Source organism: Tomitella gaofuii (assembly GCF_014126825.1).
Taxonomy (GTDB): Bacteria; Actinomycetota; Actinomycetes; order Mycobacteriales; family Mycobacteriaceae; genus Tomitella; species Tomitella gaofuii.
This window is the reverse complement of sequence record NZ_CP059900.1, coordinates 2940699-2960024: the sequence shown is the minus strand read 5'-3', so window position 1 is coordinate 2960024 and position 19326 is coordinate 2940699. Positions and strand designations below refer to the sequence as shown.

Below are 19326 nucleotides of genomic sequence, written 5' to 3'. Positions count from 1 at the left end.
GATCGGCGTGCGTGGTCAGGGCACGGCGGTGATGGTGACCGTGTCGCCCGGCTTGATGTGCGTGCCGGACGACGGCGACTGGGCGATGACCAGCGAGTTGTCGGAGTCGAGGAGTTGGCGCACGCGGGCGTCGACGCCGAGGCCTGCGAGTGTCGACCGGGCGGACCCCACCGTGTCGCCGACGAGGTTCGGTACCACGGTGGTGTCGGAGACGTAGACGGTCACCTGCGCGTGCGCGGGGTCCACCCGCTCGCCGGCGGCGGGCGCGGTCTTACCGACGGTTCCGGCGCGGGCGTCCGTCCCGGACGTGGTGCCGCCGTCGACCATCTCTATACCCGCATCCGCAAGCGCCGACCGGGCGGCCGACGGCGACTTGCCGGACACGTCGGGGACGGTGATGGCATTCGAGATGACCAGCGTGACGCGGCTGTCGGCGTCGACCACCTCGCCGCGGGCCGGGTCGGTGGCGGAGACGCGTCCCCCGTCGACCTCGGGGTCGAAGGCGGTCCGCTGCCCGCCGACACGCAGGTGCGCGTCGGCGAGGATCTTCGTCGCCTCCTCGGGGGTCTTCCCCGCGACGTCGGGGATGTGGACCGGCGGCGGCCCTTTGCTCGCCGTGACGGTGACGGCGGAGCCGACGGGCACCACCGTGCCGGACGCGGGGGCGATGCGGATCACGTGGTCGGCGGGGACGGTGACGCTGTACTCGTCGGAACCCATGGTGGGTTTGAGGGAACGCTCCTTCAACCGCGCCATGACGGCGCGGACGGAGGTGTCCCCGCTGAGCTGCGGAATCGAAGGGCGGCCGAGCGAGACGCTGACGGAGACCGTGGACCCGCGGGACACGCGGGTGCCACCGGAGGGATTGATGCCCAGAACCTGGTCGACGGGTGCGGAATCGGAGTACACGCCGCGGATATCGGGGTCGAGGTTCGCGTCCTGCACCGCTGCGAGCACCGCCGCCTTGTCCATGCCGGTGATGGTGGGCACGGTGGTGAGCCGGCCGGACCCGAACCACCAGCCTGCCACCCCCAGCAGTATCGCGAGTACCGCGATCAGTGCCGCCCACACCATCGCGGACCGTCGCGAGCGGCGCCGCTGGCGGGTGGCGGCGCCATCGTACGGGCCGTCGTCCGCCGGGGGGACGTCGTCGGGGGAATGGTCCGGCGGCGGACCGAATCCGGCGTCGGCAGGGGGATTTTCGCGGGGGTGCAACGCAGTGTACTGGCGGGTCGCGGAAGGTCCGGCGCCGTCCGGGGCCCATGACTCGGGCCCCGGTGCGCCGTCGCCGGCCGCAGCCGCACCGGCGGCTCCGGCCGCAGCGGCGACGCCGGCCCCGGCCGGTAGAACTGTGGTCGAGTCGGAGGATCCGTCCGCGCCGCCGGCCGGGCGTTCCGTTCCCAAGGCCGTCGTCGCATCGTCTTGCCGCGGGGGCGGCACCACCATCGAACGGTGCTGTGCGGAGTTGCGCGGCGCGGGCACCCGGAAGTGCGGCAGGCGGAGGCGGCCGGCGACCGACTCGAGCGCCGCCCCCATCTGCGCCGCATCCTGGAACCTGGCGGCGGGATCGCGTTCGGTGGCGCGGCGCACCAGCTGATCGAACTCGCGCGGAACCCCCTCGATGACGCTGCCCGGGGCGGGCACGTCCTCCTCGATGCGCCGGTAGGCGACGGCCAGATTGGTGTCGCCGGTGAACGGCGTGCGGCCCGTGAGCATCTCGAACAGGAGCACGCCCATCGCGTAGACGTCGCTGGCGGGCCCCGCATGCCCGGTGCTGACCTGCTCCGGAGCCAGGTACGCCGCCGTGCCGAGCATGACGCTGCTCGACGTCGCGTGCGTGCCCGCGACGGCGCGCACCAGGCCGAAGTCGGCCAGCTTGACGTCGCCGTCGTCGGAGATCAGCACGTTCTCCGGTTTGACGTCCCGATGCACCAGTCCCGCACGGTGCGCCGCCGCGAGTGCCGCGAGCGCCGGACGGGAGACCGCGGTGGCCGCATGCGGCGGCATGGGGCCCCGCTCGCGCAGGAGCTCCCGCAGAGTGCCCCCTCTCACCAGCTCCATGACCAGGAACGCATGCTCACCGTCGATCCCCTGGTCGTACACCGACACCAGGCCGGGGTCCTTGAGACCGGCCACCGACCGGGCCTCGAACTCGAAACGGGACACGAACGCCGGGTCCGCGGCGAACTCCGCGTGCATCACCTTCACGGCCACCTGCCGGCCCAGGCGCTGATCGGTCCCGCGGAAGACGGTGGACATCCCGCCGCGGGCGATGGGCGCCTCGATGAGGTAGCGGTTGTCGAGCACCATGCCGACGAGTCGGCTCACTCTAGGGCTCAAGTAGTGCACCTCCTGGTTCCGGACCGGCCAACCATATTATCGGCTCCGCCGCAGGGAGGGTTATCAGCTCCGCCGCAGGGAGGGTTATCAGCTCCACGGCACGGAGGGTTGTCAGCTCCACGGTCCGGGGCCGTCGGCTCCGGGGGCGGGCGCAACCGGTGTCCGGACGGTGCCGCTACCGTGGTGGCGTGAGCACCTTCCCCGTCTGCGAAGACATACTGGACGAGTCCGTCGAGCTGCTGCAGCTGCCGGATGTGGCCAAAATGCTGTCGGTTCCCGTCACGCACACCCACGAACTGCTGCGTCGGCACGAGTTCATCGCGATCCGTCGTGACGGTGTCGTCGGCGTGCCCGCCCAGTTCCTGACGGACGACGGGCAGGCGGGAAAGGTCGTCCGGTCGCTTCCGGGGACGATCGCACTGCTCCGCGACGGCGGCTACGCGGATGGCGAGATCCTGCGCTGGTTGTTCACCGACGACCCGTCGCTGCCCGGTCGCCCCGCCGACGTGCTGCGGGGAGATCACGCACGTGAGGTGGTGAGGCGGGCGCAGGCGATGGCGTTCTGACCGGCGCGCCGACGCCACCCGCCCCGCGGTGCGGCCGGCAGGCCGCACTCGCCGCCAGCAGGAACCGGCGGGCCGGGGGCACGACGGTCCTCCTGTCGAACACCCGGAAGCCGCTGCGCTCGATGGCGGTGAGGATCTCCGAATACACCGCCGTGGCGGCGCGGACGCACATCCGTTGGCGGGGCGCCAGCATCGCAGCACCCGGTTCCGCCCTCCGATAGTGCTCGTGTGCGCGCTCGGCGAAATGGGCCAGCGCGGCGCGCACCGCGGCGTCGGGGCGGCCTGACCTGCGTGCCGCGCGGAGGCGCTCCGCGTCCACCCCGAACTCCGCCAGCCCGTCGAGCGGCAGATAGATCCTGCCCCGGTCGAGGTCCTCGCCGACGTCGCGCAGGAAGTTCGTCATCTGGAACGCGACGCCGAGCAGCGCTGCCGCGGGCTCGGCGGCGGCCTCCCCGGCGCCGAGCACCGGAAGCATCTGCAATCCGATCACCGCCGCGGAGCCGTGCATGTACTTGTCCAGTGTCGCCATCGTGGGGTAGTGGGCGACGTGCTCGGCGGTACCGGGGATGTCCATCCGCATCGAGTCGAGGGAACGCGGAGAACAGGGCCGGGTCCAGGCGGTACCCGCGTGCGGTGTCGAGGAAGGCCGAGGAGACCCGGCGGTCCATATGCGGGATCCGGCCGTCCGTGTCATGGGCGAGAGCATCGGCGACGGCAGCGTCGATGTCCTGGAGCCGGCGGGACAGCTCCCCGGGCGAGACGCCGGCAGGCGGCAGATCCACCAGGTCGTCGACGCTCCGGGCGAACGCGTACAGCGCGCTCACCGCCGGCCGCCGCCGCCGGGGCAGCATGCGCGCGGCCAAGTGGTAGCTCTTGCCGTGTGCGGCCGCGATCCGCCCGCAATGCGTGTACGAGTCGCGCAACGTGGGCGCTTCGGTGGCGGGCACCGGGCCCCGCCGGGGGTGGTGCACGGGTTCGTGGAGCACGGCTCAGCCATCCCCGTCGCCGGCGGCGGCACGCGGCGCGACGGCTGCGCGCGGACGGGCCGGGGTGTCCGGCGCTCCGCCGTCGCCCTTCAGGAACCTGCGCAGCCGGAGCGGATCCTCGCGGTGCAGGGCGACGGCCGCGACGGCGGCGCAGCCGGCGGCGAGGAGCACGTGGTACCACTGATACATCCCGATGGAGCCGTCGGGCCGGAAGATGATCATCGTGAACACGCTGAACGCGGCCACCGCCGACATCGCACGGCCGGAGACCACAAGTCCGGACGCCACCGCGAGCGGCCACGTGTAGTACCAGGGCAGGGTGGCGGGGGAGAGCACGACGACGGCGACCATCGAATACAGGACGCCGTGCATGGCCTCGTGGACGGAGTGGCGGAAGCGGGCGACGATCAGCACGACGATCACCACGAGGGCCGCCTCGCCGATGAGCCGGGCGATCTCCAGCGCCGGGGCGAGCCCGACCCCCGTGAACCAGGATGTGGCGACGGTGTAGAGCTGTGCGGTCGCGGTGGGCAGGGAAAGCCAGTTGATGATCTTGTTGGCCCCGGACAGTGCCGTCATCCAGCCCACGCCGATGCCCGCGGCGACCGTGGCCGTTGCGAACACGGCTGCGAAGACCAGCACCGACGGCACGGCCGTGCGCACGAACTCGCGGAACCAGTGTGGCGACACGGTGCCGCGTGCGCGGTCGTCGTCGCGCCGGTGGCGCATCCAGATCCACACCATGAACGGCAGCGCGGCGCCGGCTGTGGCCTTCACCGTGACTGCCAGCGAGATCACGGCGATGCCCAGCAGGTGTTTACGCTCGAGCACCGCGACGATTCCGGCGGTGAGCAGCGCGACCATGAGCAGTTCGTTGTGCACGCCGCCGATGAGGTGCACGAGCACCAGCGGGTTGAGGACCGCCACCCACATGGCGATGGCGGGAGACCCGCCCAGGTTGCGCGCCATCCGGGGGATCGCCCACAACAGCAGCGCGAGTCCGGGCAGCATCACCAGTCGCAGCGCCATGGTGCCGGTGACCACGTTGTCGCCGGTGATCATCGTGACCCCGCGGGCGATGAGGATGAACGCGGGGCCGTACGGCGCGGTGGTCGTCGTCCACACCGTGCTGACGTTGTCCAGCAGCGGCCCTGGATTGACGGCGGGGCCCACGGCGTACGGGTCGAAGCCGTCGCGGAGCAGAGCCCCCTGCGCGAGGTAGGAATACGCGTCGCGGCTGAACAGGGGCACGGAGAACAGCATCGGCACCGCCCACGCCACCGCGAGGCCGCCGAGCTGGGCGGGGGTGAACCCGCCGGCGCGTACCGCACGGCCGATGCGTACCCAGGAGTAGAACATGAGCACGAGCCCGACGTAGACGAGTGCGCCGGAGAGGATCTTCCCGTGCCCGTAGCGCAGCCAGGACAGGAAGACCGTGTCGAGCAGCGGGTCCTGCCGGCGCAGCGCGCCCGAGCCGAATCCGCCGAACACCATCAGTACGACGCCGAGGAAGCCCGGCCAGGCCATGCGGCCGGGGCCGTGGAGGACGAAGGCGACCGCCTGGCGCACACGGCCCGCGGGGGTGGGCGGGGCGCCCCGCTCCGCGTCCGCGGCGGGGCCGGATGCCGGCGATGCCAGGGGGCGCAGGTTCATCAGCGCTGATCAGCCCCCTGTGTGCCCCCCGGGGCGATCGCCGGGGCGGATGGACGTGAACGGCCAACGGTACCCGAGCGGTCTGCGACGCCCCCCTGCGGGCGCCCCCGGTGCCGAGCGCATCCGCCGGTGATCCGCTCGGCGGCAAGACGGCCGGAGATGAGCGCCGTGGGCACGCCCACGCCGGGGGTGGTCCCGCACCCGGCGAGCACCGTGTTGTCGAGTCCGCGGACCAGGTTGGGGCGCCGGAACGGTCCGGTCTGCCGGAAGGTGTGCGCGGCCGAGAACGGGCTGCCCGCACCCATGCCCTGTGCGGCCCAGGTGGCGGGGGTGAACAGGCGGTCCACGCGCAGGCCGCGGTCCGGGTCGGAGATGCCGATGTAACCGCGCTGCTCGAGGACGGACAGGATGTCGTCGGCGTAGGAGGGCCCCAGCTCGTCCCACGGCAGCGGGGCGCTGTGCAGATTGGGGCACGGCGCCAGGACCGACAGCAACTCCCGCGGGCCGGTGGAGGACTGCGGGTCGAGCCCCGGGTCGGTCAGCCCCGGCCTGGTGAGCAGCAGCGAGGGGTCGGTCATCAACGAGCCGCGACCGGGACGCGCGCAGATCTGCGCGAAGGTCTCGTCCCATGCGTCGCCGAAGTCGATCGTGTGATGGTGCGGGCGATCCCAGGCGCTTCCCGCCCGTGCGGTGTCACGCGGGATCGTTCCGTGCAGCACCACCGCGGACGGCGACCACTGCGTGCGGCGGAGCCGTCCTCCGGCGAGCGTGTGATGTCGCGGCGTGCCCGCGGAGGCCAGAAGCGCGTCGACCACCGGAAGGTCGGGGGTGAGCACCAGCGCGTCGCAGTCGTGGATGCGGCCGTCGGAGGTGAGCACCGCCTGGGCGCGGCCGTCGGCGATGTCCACCGACCGTGCTTGTGCGCAGTACTCGATGGTCCCGCCCGCACGGACCACGGCGTCGGCGAGCGCCTTGGTGACCGCGTGCATCCCGCCGGCGGGGAAGTACACGCCCAGCGAGGTGTCCATGTGCGGGATCGCGCCGTAGACGGCCAGCGCCTTGCGGGGCGCGAGGCCCGCGTACAGCGCCTGGAAGGTGAAGACCCGCCGCAGACGGGGGTCGCGGATGAAGCGGGCCACGCGCGGCCCCAGTCGGCCGAAACCGCCGAGCGCCGTCACCCTGGCCAGGTCCGCGAGCGCCCCCGGAGAACCGACGAGGTCGAGGGGCGAGTCGAAGGAGGCGTCGAGGAAGCGGTCGAACTCGGCGGCGAACATGCGCTCGAGCCACGAACGTAGCCGCAGGTAGCCCTCGACCTCGGCGTCGCCGAAGACGCGGGCGATCTCCGCGGTCATCTCGTCGGGGTCGCTGTGCACGTCGAAGGCCGTGCCGTCGGCGAACCTGGCCCGATAGGCGGGGGCCAGGCGCGTCAGGCGCAGCACCGGCGAGGTGTCGGTACGCGTCATCCCGACGGCCGCGAGAGCATCGTCGATGAGCTCCGGCATCGTGAGGACGGTGGCTCCGGAGTCGGCGCGGTAGCCGGGTCCGTCGAGGACGCCCATCCGGCCGCCGGGCTCGGCGTCGCGTTCGAGGACTGTGACCTGCCGCCCCGCACCGAGTAGATGCATGGCCGCGCACAACCCGGACAACCCGGCGCCGATGATCACGACCCGGGAGGACGGGCCGGTGACGGTGCGCATCACAGTCGCCGGTGCGCGGCCGCCGTGATCATCGACCGCAACAGATGCGCGCCCTCTCCGGTGGCGCCGCCGGCGTCCAGCGCGGCGTGCGCGCGGTCGGTGAGCTCGGCGATCATGCGCTCCACCTCGTCCACTGCCCCGAGGCCCGAGATCATCTCTCGCAGGCCGGCGACCTGTGCATGGGTGAGGTCGGTGCCGATGCTGCTGCGCAGCAGCGCGGCGGAATCGGGGTCGGCCGAGTCCGCCTGGGCGAGCGCGAGCGCGAGCAGCACCGTGCGCTTGCCCTCGCGCAGGTCGTCGCCGGACGGCTTGCCGGTGACAGCGGGGTCGCCGAAGACGCCGAGCAGGTCGTCGCGCAGTTGGAAGGCGATGCCGAGGTCGATACCGAGCCCGCCGAACATGTCGAGCATCGCCGGATCGGCGTCGGCCGCGCTCGCGCCCAGTTGCAGGGGACGCTCCACCGTGTAGGCGGCGGTCTTGAACCGGTTGACGCGCATCGCCGCGTCGAAGGATTCGTCGCCGCGCGACTCGGTGACGACATCGAGGAGCTGGCCGCCCAGGACCTCGGTGCGCATCGCGGACCACATCGGCGAGATCCGTGCCTGTGCGTCGGCCGGCAGGCCGCATTCACGCAGCATGTCGTCGGCCCACGCCAGTGCGAGGTCGCCGAGCAGCACCGCGACGCCCGCGCCGAAATGCGCGGAGTCGCCCGACCAGCCGCCCTCGCGGTGCCGGCGGGCGACGTCGACATGCACGGTGGGGTGGCCCCTGCGGGTATCGGACGAGTCGATGAAGTCGTCGTGGATCAACGCGCACGCCTGCACGAGCTCGAGAGCGGAGCATGCCCGGAGCATCGCGTCGGCGGAATCGCCGGTGGCCGGCCCGCCCGCGCAGAGCCAGCCCGTCCACGCGAACAGCGGGCGCATGCGCTTGCCGCCGCGCAGGACGAACTCCTCGAGCAGGTCCGCGGCCTCGGCGAACTCGGTTCCGACGCCCGCGACGACGGTCCTGCGCGAGGCGAAGAAGTCCCGGAGCGCGGCGTCGACGGCACCGCGCACCGCCGCGGGGGCGTCCGCTTGTCCCGCGGGGGCGTCCGCCTTCTCAGAGGGGCCGAGCGAGTCTTCTCCGGTTGTCAGGGCAGCCTCCTAGGTGTGCAGCGTCGGATAGTGCGCTGCGGCGACCAGGCGTCAGCGGGGCGGTGCGGCGCTGCGGCCGGCCGCGGCCCCGCGTATACGCGCTACGCGGAAAACTCTACGTCGCGACGCGATGTGGGGCGCGCCACGGATGCGTGTCGCAGGTCACCGCCGGGTGCGGGCGTGGCCGCCTCCGCGGCACTGACCTTATGATCGTGCAATGGGAATCGGCGCGATCGGGGGAATCTTATGGCCTTGCAGGTGACGGGCATGCCGTCCGTCGTCGAGAGCATTGCTGCGCACGACTCCGGCAAGACCCCCTTCTCGGTCGAGTTCTTCCCGCCGCGTGACGAGGCCGCCGAGGCGCGGCTCTGGCGGACCGTTCGGGACTTCGAGCAGCTCAGGCCCGCGTTCGCCTCGATCACCTACGGCGCCGGAGGGAGCACCAGGGACCGCACTGTGCGTATCACCGGCGAGATCGCGGAGCACACGACCCTCACGCCGGTGGCGCATCTGACCGCCGTGGACCACAGCATCGACGAGCTGCGCGCGATGATCGGCTCTTACGCGGACAAGGGCATCCGCAACATCCTCGCGCTGCGCGGCGATCCGCCGGGCAACCCGCTGGGTGAGTGGTGCGCGCATCCGGACGGGGTGCACTACGCGGAGGAACTGGTGCACCTGGTGCGCGAGCTGGGCGGGTTCCACCTCGGTGTCGCATCGTTCCCGGAGGGCCACCACCGGTCGCCGGACCTCGAACACGACACCCGCTATCTGGTGCGCAAGCTGCGCGCGGGGGCGGAGTATTCGATCACCCAGGTGTTCTTCGACGTGGACGACTACCTGCAGCTGCGTGATCGCGTCGCGGCGGCCGACCCGGAGCAGGGCGCCAAGCCGATCATCCCGGAGATCCTGCCGATCACCTCGCTGCGCTCCGTGCGGCGGATGGTGGAGCTGTCCGGCTCCGCGCTTCCGCCCGCGCTGGAGGAGAGCCTGTCCGCGGCAGCAGGGACGGGACCGCAGGAGGACCGCGCCGCCGTGCGCGAGGTGGGCATCGAGTTCGCGACCGGGATGGCCGAGCGGCTGATCGCGGAGGGGATCCCCGCGCTGCACTTCATCACGCTCAACTTCTCGCGCGCCACGCGCGAGGTGCTGCAGAACCTCGGGCTGGTCGCGGCGCCCGCGGCGAGCTGACCGCGCGCCGCAGGGCGGGTCACTGCCCGGGCTTGGGCGAGGTGTCCCGGCTGCGCCACGCGACGTATCCGGCCAGGGCGGCGGCCGCCAGCGCGACGACGGAGACGATGGCGACCCAGAACGTCAGTCCCTTCGACGCCGGATCCTCGTAGTTGACGACGGCGTGCATGCTGGTCTGCTCGCCGGTGGGCAGCTTCCAGGTGACGCCGGTGTCGGAGTCGCGGGTGCCGTCGGTGGTGGCCGGGCGGGTCGGGAAGTTGATGCTGACCTCCACGTCGGCGCCCTCGGGCACGTTGGACAGGTCGGCGCGGCCGTCGAAGGTCACCGTGTCGCCCGTCCGCGTGAATGTCAGGCCGAAGTCCCTGCTGTGGTCCGGCATCATGCGGCCGAGATCGCGCGCTTCGCTGAACGTGAGGTCGCGGAAGTAGGCCTCGGTGCCCACATATCCGTCCTGGCGGTAGTCCTGCACGCGGATCTTGTCTTCGAGGCCCTTCGGCACCGTCAGTTGCGGGCCCCGGTCGTCGCCGGACTTCGGAATGGTCGCCGCGACGATGTGCCCGGTCACCCTGTCGCTCTTCGACACGCCCATCGTCACCTGGACGCGCAGGCAGCCGCTGAGCAGCGGCAGCAGTACCGCGAGCAGAAGCACGCCGGACACGGTGCGCCGCGACCGGCGCGGCAGCCGTGGACGGGGGCCGAGGGGAGGGGCGGGCGAGTCCGCACCGGTGTGCGATGCGATGCGGATGCGTGACGGGACTGGCCGGATTGTGATGGGCACGGAAGTCATCGTGCCAGGTCCGTCCCGGCGAACGTGGGAGTGGCACGCCCCGCGTCGCCTCATGGGTCCCGCGCCGCCGCTGGGGGGCGGTCCGCGCGGCCCGCGCGGGGCCCATAACCACGTACATCGTGATGGTCCGGCCACTGGGCCTAACGGCGGCGCACACGGCTCCGCGCGGCCGGCAGCAGGCGGCGCAGCGTCCCGGCGCGGGCATCCCGGAGCGCGAGCCGGGCGGCGGAGCGGCCACTGTAACCGCTGACGCCGCCGCCGGGGTGCGTCGATGCGCCGGTCAGATACAGCCCGGCGAGCGGATCCCCGCGGCCCGCGTCGGCGGCGAGGCCGCTCAACCGCTGGCCCGCGAGCTCCGCGGTGGGACGGAAGGCCAGCATCTGGTCGAGCGACATCTCGATGTGCATGATGTTGCCGCCGATCAGGCCCAGCTCGCTTTCGAGCCCGGCCGGCGATTGGACGTGGCGGGCCGTCACCGTCTCGCGGGTCCCGGGGGCGAACCGCTCGATCTCGTCGACCACCCTGTCCGCCTCCGTTTCGGCCACGTCCGCCCAGCGGGTGCCGTCGGCGATCCGGTACGGATGCCACTGCGACCACAGCGTCATCTGGTGTTCACCGTCCGGGCACAGCGACCTGTCCAGCGCGCTGAATGTCATCGACAGGGCGGCGGGACGCGGCGGGAGCCGGCCCGCGAGCGCGGCGGCATGCCCCGTGCGCAGGTGGGCCCTGTCGCTGACGAGCAATTGCAGGCCCGCGTGCACGCCGGGGCCGGGCCCGCAGTCCGGCGCCGACGGGTACGCGGGCAACGCGTCCGTGGCCAGCCGGACGGCCATGCCGATGCCCGGGCCTACGCGGATGCCGCGACGCAACTCCGTCGCGGCGGAGGCGGAGACGGCGCCGCCGTCCGCGAGCAGACCGATGGTGGTGAGGATGTGGCATCCGGCCACCACCGTCCGGGCCCGCACCGTCCGCCCGTGCTCGGTGGTGGCAGACCACCCGCCGTCGGTGCGGCGCAGCGCGGTCACGGCGTCGCCCGTCGTCACGGTTCCCCGGTCGGCCCGCAGGCGCGAGACGAGCGCCGTGGCCAAGGATCCGCTGCCGCCGACTGCGCGCCCCGGCGGCGCCTGGTGCATCAGAGCGGCGAACCCGATCATCGGCGCGGTGCCGGGCTCGGACATCGGGGGACCCGACTGCGCCCCGAACCACGCGAGCGCGGCCTTGAGCGGCTCGTCGTCGAAGTAGTAGTCGAGCAGTGCATCGCCGGTGCCCAGGAACCTGCGCGCCAGGGCTGTGGGCGGAAACCCGCCGCCGAGGAAGGCGGGCATACCCAGCGGACCGAACGCGCGGGACAGTCCGGCGACGCCGGGTGGGCGGGAGAAGGCGCGCATCACGCTGCGGGCGAGCGGGGTCCACTCGGTGACGAAACGCCGGTAGGCGTCGGCGTCGCGCTTGCCGCACGCCGCCGCGATGGACGCGCAGGTGGCGGCCAGGTCGGTGCGGAACACGATGCCCGGGCGCCCCGGCGACTCCGGTGGCCCCGGGGCGAACGCCCACGGGTCGCAGTCGATGTAGGTCAGTCCGTGGCCGGCAAGGTCGAGCTCCTCGATGATCCCGCTCTGCCGGATCATCAGGTGCGCGGACGAACCGCGGTCCACCCGGTGGCCTGGGAACCGTTCGACGGTCGACACCGCGCCCCCGGGGACCGTGTCCCGCTCGAGCACCTCGACGGCCCAGCTCTCCCGGGCGAGGTAGCAGGCGGCGACCAAGGCGTTGTGGCCGCTGCCGACGACGATCGCATCCAACACTCCGACAGGGTATCCGGCGGGGTCAGGGCAGCGGCAGCGTGCGACCGAGTACGGCGAAATCGCGCCGATCGCCGAGGAACCGGAAGTGGCGCAGGACGTCCTCGAACCCCATCCGCCGGTACAGCTGCCATGCGCGGTTCCGCTCGTCGGGCACTTCGGGTGTCGACAGCAGCACCCGTGATTCGGTGAGGCCGGAAAGCAGCCGTGTCAGCAGCGCGGCGCCGATCCCCTTGCCCTGGGCGGAGGGTGCGACGTGGATCTCGGTGAGCTCGAAGTAGTCGGACATCAGCCGGGTGCCCGGTGGCCCGGCGGTGTCGCGCACCGCGGAACGCACCTGCCGGTCCCACCAGTACGCGGGGGCGCCGTGGTATCCGTAAGCGATGCCGACCAGCCTGGCCCCATCAGGGATCGCGGTCGCATCGTCCGTCGTCGTGGCCACATCGTCCATCGTCGTAGTCGCTCGGGGGCCGTTGTCCGGAATCTCGAAGGCCGCGACCGCCCGCCAGCCGTCCCGGAGCATGTGCTCGGCCCACATGGGTGCGCGGCTGTGTTCGACTCCGCGCGGGTAGTGCATCGCAGCCACATAGATCTCGAGGGCCTCGTAGAGGCGTGCGCGCAGGACCGGAGCCGGGATCTCGGAGACGAGCAGGCTCATGAGCAGCGAACTTTCTGTGCGGAGACAAAGTTGTCGGAGAGTCTGTTTAGCATTGCCACCATCGAACCGTTGTTCGATGCCGGACCGTCCGGTGCGGCCCGAGGGAAGCGGGTCGTACCGGGCGTATGGTCCGCCGGGTCTGGCGGGCCGGGCCCGTGTAGTCCGGGCGTGGGCCTGACGGAGGCACGGTACCGCAGGGTCGGGCCCGCACTGCGGAGTCGGATCGCGGGCGGGTGCGAGCGGGAAGAGGAGAGGCGATGAGGACGATGAGCACGGGTGCAGCAGGCGCGGCCGCGGGAACGCAGGGCCACGGGCAGTGGATGCCGCCACCGCGTGTGGGTGGAGGATCCATGCCGTCGCGTCCGCGGTCGCCACATGCGGCCGCACTGCTCGGCCGCGCCGATACGCTCCTGTCGGAGGCCTTGTGCGGTGCGGTGGACCGGCCGGCGGAGCGGTTCGCCACCGCCTACGTTGCGGCGGTGCGCGGTGCCGCCGCGGTGTTGGCCGCGTCGCCGCCGCAGCCCCGCAGGGGTGCATCGCGCAGCGCATGGGCGAGGTTGGCCTCGGTCGGCCCCGGCTGGAAGGTGTGGGCGGACCACTTCGCGCAGTTCTCGTCCACGCGTGCGGCTGTCGAGGCCGGGGTCACGAGCAGGGTCGACGGCCCGGCGGCGGATGCGCTGGCCGGTGCTGTCGGGGACTTCCTCAACGTGGTCGAGTCGCACCTGGGCGGCGCGGCGGAGCCTGGTTCCGGCCGCGGGGACCACCCGGCCGGCCACCCCCTTTTGCGGGCGGGCTGATCCTGCCGGGGCGTGTGGCGCACGTGCTGCGCGGTGCCGACGGTTTATTCGATCCGGGGAGTGGGGTATTCGGTGGTACGGTCCGATGCCGAACAGTATTATCGGTGTTAGGCGCCCGTAATGGACGGGGGCTGGCGCGTTCGGTTCGGCAGCTGGACGTCATGACGAGAAGCCGGGGGAGGTGCCGTGCCACTCTCCGAGCACGAGCAGCGGATGCTCGACGAGATCGAGAATGCTCTGTATGAGGAAGACCCGAAGTTCGCTTCGCAGGTCCGGGGCCGCCGGTTCGGCACCCCCAACGCCAAGCGGCGTATTCAGGCGTTGTTCATCGCCCTGGTCGGGCTTGCACTCCTGATAGTGGGGGTCGCCACCAGCGCACTGCACATCGGCGGCTTCCCCGTTCTCGCTGTCATCGGGTTCGTCGTCATGTTCTTGGGCGCGGTGATGCTCATGCTCGGCACGCCGTGGGGGCGCGACAAGGTTCCGGCTTCCCCGTCGGCGCCGGGCCGCGCCGGCGCCGGCTCCGGAAAGGGCGGAGGGGCCAAGGGGCTCAAGGGCCGCTTCAGCAAGCCCAAGTCCGCGGGCAGCTTCACCGAGCGTATGGAGGAGCGTTTCCGGCGGCGCTTCGAAGGCTGATCTGCCGAACAGCACACTTCAACACCGACCACCCGGGCGCGGGGCCGTGACGACGGCCCCGCGCCCGGGTGGTCTTTCGTAGGCCGGCCCGGGAGGGTCTCGTCGCCCGCGCCCCCCGCGCCCCGGCTCCGTCCTCCACTCCGCCCCACCGCGGTCCTCCACTCCGCCCCACCGTGGTTCCCCACTTTCCGCCACCCCGGTGGCGGCAGGGACCCACGGGGTGCCCTGGTGGTGTGACCCGATCGGCTGCCTCGGTCTCGAAATCTCATCCATCTGCGGATATGCGTTCTGCGTGGATCCTCGCTCCTCCGGCGGAGAGGGCGTGTCCAGGGCTCGCACCCCACCGTCTATGGCGTCTGTACCAGCGCATTTCATGCGGAGTCGCGCAACGTGGCGGCAGTTGGGGTTGAAAGTGGGGAGAAGTGGGGTACTGTGGTGCCAACGGGTCGCCATCAAGGCATCCGCCAACGGTCTCCACACACGGAGGGCCCGGTGCAATCCGGTTCGGACATGTGGGAGGCGGTCGAGTCGGAGGTGTCGGATGTTCTTCGGAACCTTCACACCCAAGCTCGACGAGAAGGGTCGGCTGACGCTGCCGGCGAAGTTCCGCGACGCACTGGCGGGAGGTCTCATGGTCTCGAAGGGCCAGGATCACAGCCTTGCGGTGTATCCGCGGGACGAGTTCCTCGAGTTGGCCACCCGGGCGGCTTCCGCATCCCGGACCAACCCGGAGGCGAGGGCGTTCGTGCGTGCGCTCGCTGCCGGAACGGATGAGCAGCGTCCGGACGGTCAGGGACGGATCACCCTGTCGGCGGACCACCGCCGTTACGCGAATCTCTCGCGTGAATGCGTGGTCATCGGCTCGGTGACGTTCCTGGAGATCTGGGACGCCGAGGCATGGCAGAACTACTTGGAGGCCAACGAAGAGAGCTACTCGCAGGCGCGCGATGAATCGCTCGGCAGCATCTTCTGAGCGCAGCCTGATCGCACGACGCGGTCTCGGCGAATGTCACGAGGCCTCCGCCCGAACGGTCCTGACGTACTTCCCCAACGCCAGGCACGGTCGGCCGGAGACCCCAGGACATTCGCCGCTGCGTTTTCCGAGCCTTACCGGGACAGCAGTCATTACCAGGACAGATTGACCGGCAGCAGACCGACGTGACCGACCACTGGAGCAGACGATGACCGACGGAGCAGGCGGCGTGCGGCGGCGGTCCGGCGAGTTCGGGCACGTCCCCGTGCTGCTCCACCGTGCGGCCGACCTGCTCGGGCCGCCGATCGAGACGGCGGGCGAGGGGGCCGTGTTCCTCGACTGCACCCTGGGCATGGGTGGACACAGCGCGTTCTTCCTCGAACATTTCCCCGGGCTGCGGGTGATCGGTCTGGACCGCGACACGCAGGCGATCGACACGGCCTCGCGGCGTCTCGCGGGCTTCGCCGGCCGCTTCACCGCCGTGCACACCCGCTACGACGGCATCGCGGAGGCGCTCGGCGCCGTCGGCATCGCCGAGCGTGGCGGCGTCGACGCCATCCTGTTCGACCTGGGCGTGTCCTCCCTGCAGCTCGACGAGTCCGAGCGGGGTTTCGCCTACTCGGTCGACGCGCCGCTGGACATGCGCATGGATGCGTCAGCCGAACTCACGGCCGCCACGGTCGTCAACACCTATGCGGCCGCGGACCTCCGCCGCGTCCTCAGCACGTATGGCGAGGAGCGTTTCGCGGCCAAGATCGCGGCGGCGATCGTGCGGCGGCGTGCCGACGCGCCGTTCCGCACCACCGGGCAGCTCGTGGAGCTTCTTTACGACGTGATCCCGGCGGGCGCGCGGCGCACCGGCGGCCATCCGGCGAAGAGGACGTTCCAGGCGCTGCGGATCGAGGTCAACGGGGAACTGGATTCTCTGCGGGCCGCGGTACCGGCGGCGCTGGACGCGTTGACGGTGGGCGGTCGCGTCGCGTTCATGTCCTACCAGTCGCTGGAGGACCGCATCGTCAAGCGCGCATTGGCCGACCGTTCGCGTTCACGCAGTCCTCAGGATCTTCCGGTGGAACTGCCGGGTACAGGTCCGGAGTTCCAGCTGGTGACCAGGGGCGCCGAGCGCGCCACGGAGGAAGAGATCGCCGAGAATCCGCGATCGGCGCCTGTCCGGTTGCGGTGTGCCCGACGGATTGCTGGGAGCTGAGATGACGAGCACGATCACCACACGCGTGAACACCCGCTCGGAGCCGTCTCGACGGGCGCACTCGCCGCGTCCAGACGCCGGACGGCGATCCGGGCGCCGGGGCAGCGGGTCCTCCGCAGCGTCGCGGAAGGCGTACGACCGGCGCCAACGCCGTGGGACGGGTGCGGGTGCGGGTGCCGGCGCCGCGGCCGAGTCGGCTCTGCGGTTCGCCGGTCCGCGCGAACTCGCCCGGCGGATCCCGTTCGTCGTCTTCGTCATGCTGTTGTTCCTCGCAGGCATCGGCATAACTCTGTGGCTCACGACCAATGCCACGGCGCGGTCATATGAGATCGCCGACGCCCGACAGCAGAACACGCGGCTCGAGGACACGAAGGAGTCGCTGATGAAGGTCGTGCAGGCCGGCAACTCCGCACCGGAGCTCGCACGCAAGGCCGCCGAGCTGGGGATGGTCCAGTCCGAGGACGTCGCGCGTCTGGTGGTGGCGCCGGACGGCTCCGTGACCGTCCACGGCGAGCCCAAGCCGGCCGAGGGGCCCAAGCCCGGCGACCTCGCGCGTGTCCCCGCCGTGCCGGACACGGTGGCGCCGAGCGCGGGAGCGCCGTCGGCCCAGGGAGTGCTGCCGCCCGCCGACGCCGCACCGATTCCGCCGGCGGACGCGACGGTCATGGCCGTTCCGGCCCCGCCTCCGGCCGCCCCCGCCGAGGGGCCGGCGCACGGCGTGCTGCCGCCCGCGGACGCGGCGCCCGTCCCGCCGGCCGATGCGGCCTCCGTCCCGCCGGCGGACGCGGCTCGCGGGGCCGACGGTCCCGCAGGTGCGCCCGCCGAAGGTGCACACTGAGCGGGTCGATGGCCGCGATGCACGAACGGCGGGTCCACCGACGCGGACCGGAGAAGAACGACGAGTAGAGCAGGGGGCTGCAGCGAGTGACACCGCCGTCCGGACATCCTCGTGGCCATGGCCGCGGCCGGCCGCAGGGACGTCCGGGCCGTCCGCACCCGGCCAGGCCGCGGGCGGGCGGCCGCCCGTCCGGCACCGCAGCACGCCCGAACCGGGCCGGGACCCACAGCTGGAGCTTCGGCCATCGCACGCGTATCGCCGCGGGTCTGATGACACTGATGCTCGTGGCGGTGGTGGGCAAGCTGATGTGGGTGCAGGTGGTGCGCGCTCCGGAGCTGTCCGCGCAGTCGGCGAGCCAGCGCACCGTGACGACGAAGCTGCCGGCCACGCGCGGCGACATCGTCGACACCAACGGCAAGCCGCTGGCCTACACCGTCGATGCCCGGGCGTTGACCTTTCAACCGGTGCGGGTGCGCGACGAGCTGGCGGAGGCGCATGCGAAGGACCCGGAGGCGCCGACGGCCGAGGAGTACATCGACAAGGCGGTGGCGAAGCTCAGCGCCATGCTGGGCGACAAGGTCGATGCGCGCGAGCTGCGGAAGGAGATGACCTCCGACAAGCAGTTCGTCTATCTGGCCCGCCAGGTGGATCCGCGCAAGGCGACGGCGATCACCGAGGAGTTCAGCAAGATCGGCAGCGACCCCGACAACATCCGGGAGTATCCGGGCGGCGCGCTGGCCGCCAACATCCTCGGCGCCACCCGTTGGGACGGCAGCGGACTGATCGGGCTGGAATCGTCGATGCAATCGGTGCTGGCGGGGACAGCGGGGTCGAAGACCTACGACCGCGGCTCGGGAGGCGACATCATCCCCGGCAGCGTGCGCGACGTGCACCCGGCGCAGAACGGTTCCACGGTGCGGCTCACCATCGACTCCGATCTCCAGTATTTCGTGCAGAACGCCGTGCAGAAGGCCAAGGACGCCTCGGGCGCGAAGAACGTCTCCGCGGTGGTCCTCGACGCCGACACGGCGCATGTTCTCGCCATGTCGAATGACAACACGTTCGACCCGTCGATCGGGGTCGGCGATCCGGCCAACGATCATGCCGAATTGGGCAACCCCTCCGTGACGACCCCGTTCGAGCCGGGGTCGGTCAACAAGATCATCACCGCGTCCGCGGCGATCGAGTACGGGCTCACCACCCCGGAAGAGGTGCTGCAGGTGCCGGGGTCGATCACGATGGACGGGGTGACCGTGTCCGACGCCTGGCCGCACGGCGTCGCTCCTTACACGACCACCGGCATTTTCGGGAAGTCGTCCAACGTCGGCACCCTAATGCTCGCGCAGCGGGTCGGACAGGACCGGTTCGCGCAGATGGTCAAGAAGTTCGGCCTCGGCCAGCGCACGGGGGTGGGCCTGCCCGGGGAGAGCGCGGGCGCCGTGCCGCCGGAGGACCAATGGACGGCGGGGACCTTCGCGAACCTGCCGATCGGCCAGGGGCTGTCGATGACCCTGCTGCAGATGGCCGACATGTATCAGACCATCGCCAACGACGGGCTGCGCGTGCCGCCGCGGATCGTCGAGAAGATCGTCGGGCCAGACGGACAGGTGACGACGCCCGAGGAGCCAGAGCCGGTCCGCGTGGTGAGCCCGGAGACGGCGCGCACAGTGCGCGACATGTTCCGCGCGGTCGTCCAGGACGACGACGGGAACCAGCGCGGCACGGGCGTGCCGGCGGCGGTCGAGGGGTACCAGGTGTCCGGGAAGACGGGCACCGCACAGCAGATCGACCCGGAGTGCGGATGCTATTCCAACTCCGACTACTGGATCACCTTCGCGGGGATGGCGCCCACGCAGGATCCCCGCTTCGTCGTGGCGGTGATGATGGACCGGCCGCAGCGCAGTGCTGACGGCTCCGGCGGCATGTCTGCGGCCCCGTTGTTCCACGACATCGCCTCGTGGTTGCTGCAGCGGGAGCAAGTGCCGTTGTCGCCCCCGGCTCCGCGGCTTGTCCTGCAGGCCGGGTGAGCGGGCGCGGTGCGCGCCGTGTCGGTGCGCTG

General features: G+C 71.7%; 16 protein-coding genes and 1 pseudogene. 8 read left to right on the top strand and 9 right to left on the bottom strand.

Going from position 1 to position 19326, the window contains the following annotated elements:
- Positions 1-15: 15 nt before the first annotated feature.
- Entirely contained in the window at positions 16-2310 is a 2295-nt protein-coding gene (locus H4F70_RS13665) for a PASTA domain-containing protein (RefSeq protein ID WP_182360418.1), read from the bottom strand.
- A 218-nt stretch (positions 2311-2528) separates the two neighbouring features.
- Here H4F70_RS13665 and H4F70_RS13660 point away from each other — a divergent pair, with 218 nt between their 5' ends.
- The gene (locus tag H4F70_RS13660; protein WP_182357570.1) at positions 2529-2906 is read left to right on the top strand and encodes an Rv2175c family DNA-binding protein; all 378 of its coding nucleotides are present in this window, start codon (positions 2529-2531) and stop codon (positions 2904-2906) included.
- Here H4F70_RS13660 and H4F70_RS13655 read toward each other — a convergent pair.
- The 5 genes and pseudogenes from H4F70_RS13655 to H4F70_RS13640 form a co-directional block, all read right to left on the bottom strand.
- Positions 2809-3486: a phytoene/squalene synthase family protein gene (locus tag H4F70_RS13655; RefSeq protein ID WP_268968329.1), complete on the bottom strand. Its 678-nt coding sequence runs from the start codon at positions 3484-3486 to the stop codon at positions 2809-2811. The genes H4F70_RS13660 and H4F70_RS13655 overlap by 98 nt on opposite strands.
- 76 nt (positions 3487-3562) lie before the next feature.
- A pseudogene (locus H4F70_RS20840) lies at positions 3563-3757 on the bottom strand (squalene/phytoene synthase family protein); the annotation flags it as partial.
- Positions 3758-3895: 138 nt separating this feature from the next.
- Entirely contained in the window at positions 3896-5545 is a 1650-nt protein-coding gene (locus H4F70_RS13650) for an alpha-(1->6)-mannopyranosyltransferase A (protein WP_182357569.1), read from the bottom strand.
- Positions 5545-7242, bottom strand: coding sequence for a phytoene desaturase family protein (gene crtI / locus H4F70_RS13645; protein WP_182357568.1), 1698 nt, complete (start codon positions 7240-7242; stop codon positions 5545-5547). The genes H4F70_RS13650 and crtI overlap by 1 nt, the downstream gene beginning before the upstream one ends.
- On the bottom strand, positions 7242-8378 hold the full coding sequence (locus H4F70_RS13640) for a polyprenyl synthetase family protein (protein ID WP_182360417.1): 1137 nt from the start codon (positions 8376-8378) through the stop codon (positions 7242-7244). The genes crtI and H4F70_RS13640 overlap by 1 nt, the downstream gene beginning before the upstream one ends.
- Before the next feature lie 267 nt (positions 8379-8645).
- Here H4F70_RS13640 and metF point away from each other — a divergent pair, with 267 nt between their 5' ends.
- Entirely contained in the window at positions 8646-9569 is a 924-nt protein-coding gene (metF, locus tag H4F70_RS13635; protein ID WP_235681566.1) for a methylenetetrahydrofolate reductase [NAD(P)H], read from the top strand.
- Between the two features lie 19 nt (positions 9570-9588).
- Here the strand turns inward: metF and H4F70_RS13630 are convergent, their stop codons facing one another.
- The 3 genes from H4F70_RS13630 to H4F70_RS13620 all read right to left on the bottom strand — a co-directional run bounded on the left by H4F70_RS13630 (position 9589) and on the right by H4F70_RS13620 (position 12816).
- A complete protein-coding gene (locus H4F70_RS13630; protein WP_235681109.1) occupies positions 9589-10347 on the bottom strand; it encodes an LppM family (lipo)protein in 759 nt (252 codons plus the stop codon).
- A gap of 149 nt (positions 10348-10496) precedes the next feature.
- Positions 10497-12161 (bottom strand): phytoene desaturase family protein, encoded by a 1665-nt coding sequence (locus H4F70_RS13625; protein ID WP_182357566.1) that lies wholly within the window; start codon positions 12159-12161, stop codon positions 10497-10499.
- 22 nt (positions 12162-12183) lie between these two features.
- Entirely contained in the window at positions 12184-12816 is a 633-nt protein-coding gene (locus H4F70_RS13620; RefSeq protein ID WP_182357565.1) for a GNAT family N-acetyltransferase, read from the bottom strand.
- 350 nt (positions 12817-13166) lie between these two features.
- Here H4F70_RS13620 and H4F70_RS13615 point away from each other — a divergent pair, with 350 nt between their 5' ends.
- From H4F70_RS13615 to H4F70_RS13590, 6 genes are all read left to right on the top strand, one after another.
- The gene (locus H4F70_RS13615) at positions 13167-13613 is read left to right on the top strand and encodes an SAV_6107 family HEPN domain-containing protein (protein ID WP_182357564.1); all 447 of its coding nucleotides are present in this window, start codon (positions 13167-13169) and stop codon (positions 13611-13613) included.
- A gap of 186 nt (positions 13614-13799) precedes the next feature.
- Entirely contained in the window at positions 13800-14249 is a 450-nt protein-coding gene (locus H4F70_RS13610) for a DUF3040 domain-containing protein (RefSeq protein WP_182357563.1), read from the top strand.
- Between the two features lie 541 nt (positions 14250-14790).
- The gene (gene mraZ / locus H4F70_RS13605) at positions 14791-15222 is read left to right on the top strand and encodes a division/cell wall cluster transcriptional repressor MraZ (RefSeq protein WP_182349556.1); all 432 of its coding nucleotides are present in this window, start codon (positions 14791-14793) and stop codon (positions 15220-15222) included.
- 208 nt (positions 15223-15430) lie between these two features.
- Positions 15431-16429: a 16S rRNA (cytosine(1402)-N(4))-methyltransferase RsmH gene (rsmH, locus tag H4F70_RS13600; protein ID WP_182357562.1), complete on the top strand. Its 999-nt coding sequence runs from the start codon at positions 15431-15433 to the stop codon at positions 16427-16429.
- A 1-nt stretch (position 16430) separates the two neighbouring features.
- The gene (gene ftsL / locus H4F70_RS13595) at positions 16431-17267 is read left to right on the top strand and encodes a cell division protein FtsL (protein ID WP_182357561.1); all 837 of its coding nucleotides are present in this window, start codon (positions 16431-16433) and stop codon (positions 17265-17267) included.
- Positions 17268-17536: 269 nt separating this feature from the next.
- Positions 17537-19294 (top strand): peptidoglycan D,D-transpeptidase FtsI family protein, encoded by a 1758-nt coding sequence (locus tag H4F70_RS13590; RefSeq protein ID WP_182357560.1) that lies wholly within the window; start codon positions 17537-17539, stop codon positions 19292-19294.
- The last annotated feature ends 32 nt before the right edge of the window (positions 19295-19326 follow it).

What these genes read in the sequence shown, in the direction of transcription:
- ftsL (WP_182357561.1), top strand. Translation starts at nt 16,431, where the DNA reads ATGACGAGCACGATCACCACACGCGTGAACACCCGCTCGGAGCCGTCT.
- H4F70_RS13655 (WP_268968329.1), bottom strand. Translation starts at nt 3,486, where the DNA reads ATGCGGATGGACATCCCCGGTACCGCCGAGCACGTCGCCCACTACCCC.
- H4F70_RS13650 (WP_182357569.1), bottom strand. Translation starts at nt 5,545, where the DNA reads ATGAACCTGCGCCCCCTGGCATCGCCGGCATCCGGCCCCGCCGCGGAC.
- H4F70_RS13665 (WP_182360418.1), bottom strand. Translation starts at nt 2,310, where the DNA reads ATGGTGCTCGACAACCGCTACCTCATCGAGGCGCCCATCGCCCGCGGC.
- H4F70_RS13590 (WP_182357560.1), top strand. Translation starts at nt 17,537, where the DNA reads ATGACACTGATGCTCGTGGCGGTGGTGGGCAAGCTGATGTGGGTGCAG.
- H4F70_RS13620 (WP_182357565.1), bottom strand. Translation starts at nt 12,816, where the DNA reads ATGAGCCTGCTCGTCTCCGAGATCCCGGCTCCGGTCCTGCGCGCACGC.
- H4F70_RS13615 (WP_182357564.1), top strand. Translation starts at nt 13,167, where the DNA reads ATGCCGTCGCGTCCGCGGTCGCCACATGCGGCCGCACTGCTCGGCCGC.
- rsmH (WP_182357562.1), top strand. Translation starts at nt 15,431, where the DNA reads ATGACCGACGGAGCAGGCGGCGTGCGGCGGCGGTCCGGCGAGTTCGGG.
- metF (WP_235681566.1), top strand. Translation starts at nt 8,646, where the DNA reads ATGCCGTCCGTCGTCGAGAGCATTGCTGCGCACGACTCCGGCAAGACC.
- mraZ (WP_182349556.1), top strand. Translation starts at nt 14,791, where the DNA reads ATGTTCTTCGGAACCTTCACACCCAAGCTCGACGAGAAGGGTCGGCTG.
- crtI (WP_182357568.1), bottom strand. Translation starts at nt 7,242, where the DNA reads ATGCGCACCGTCACCGGCCCGTCCTCCCGGGTCGTGATCATCGGCGCC.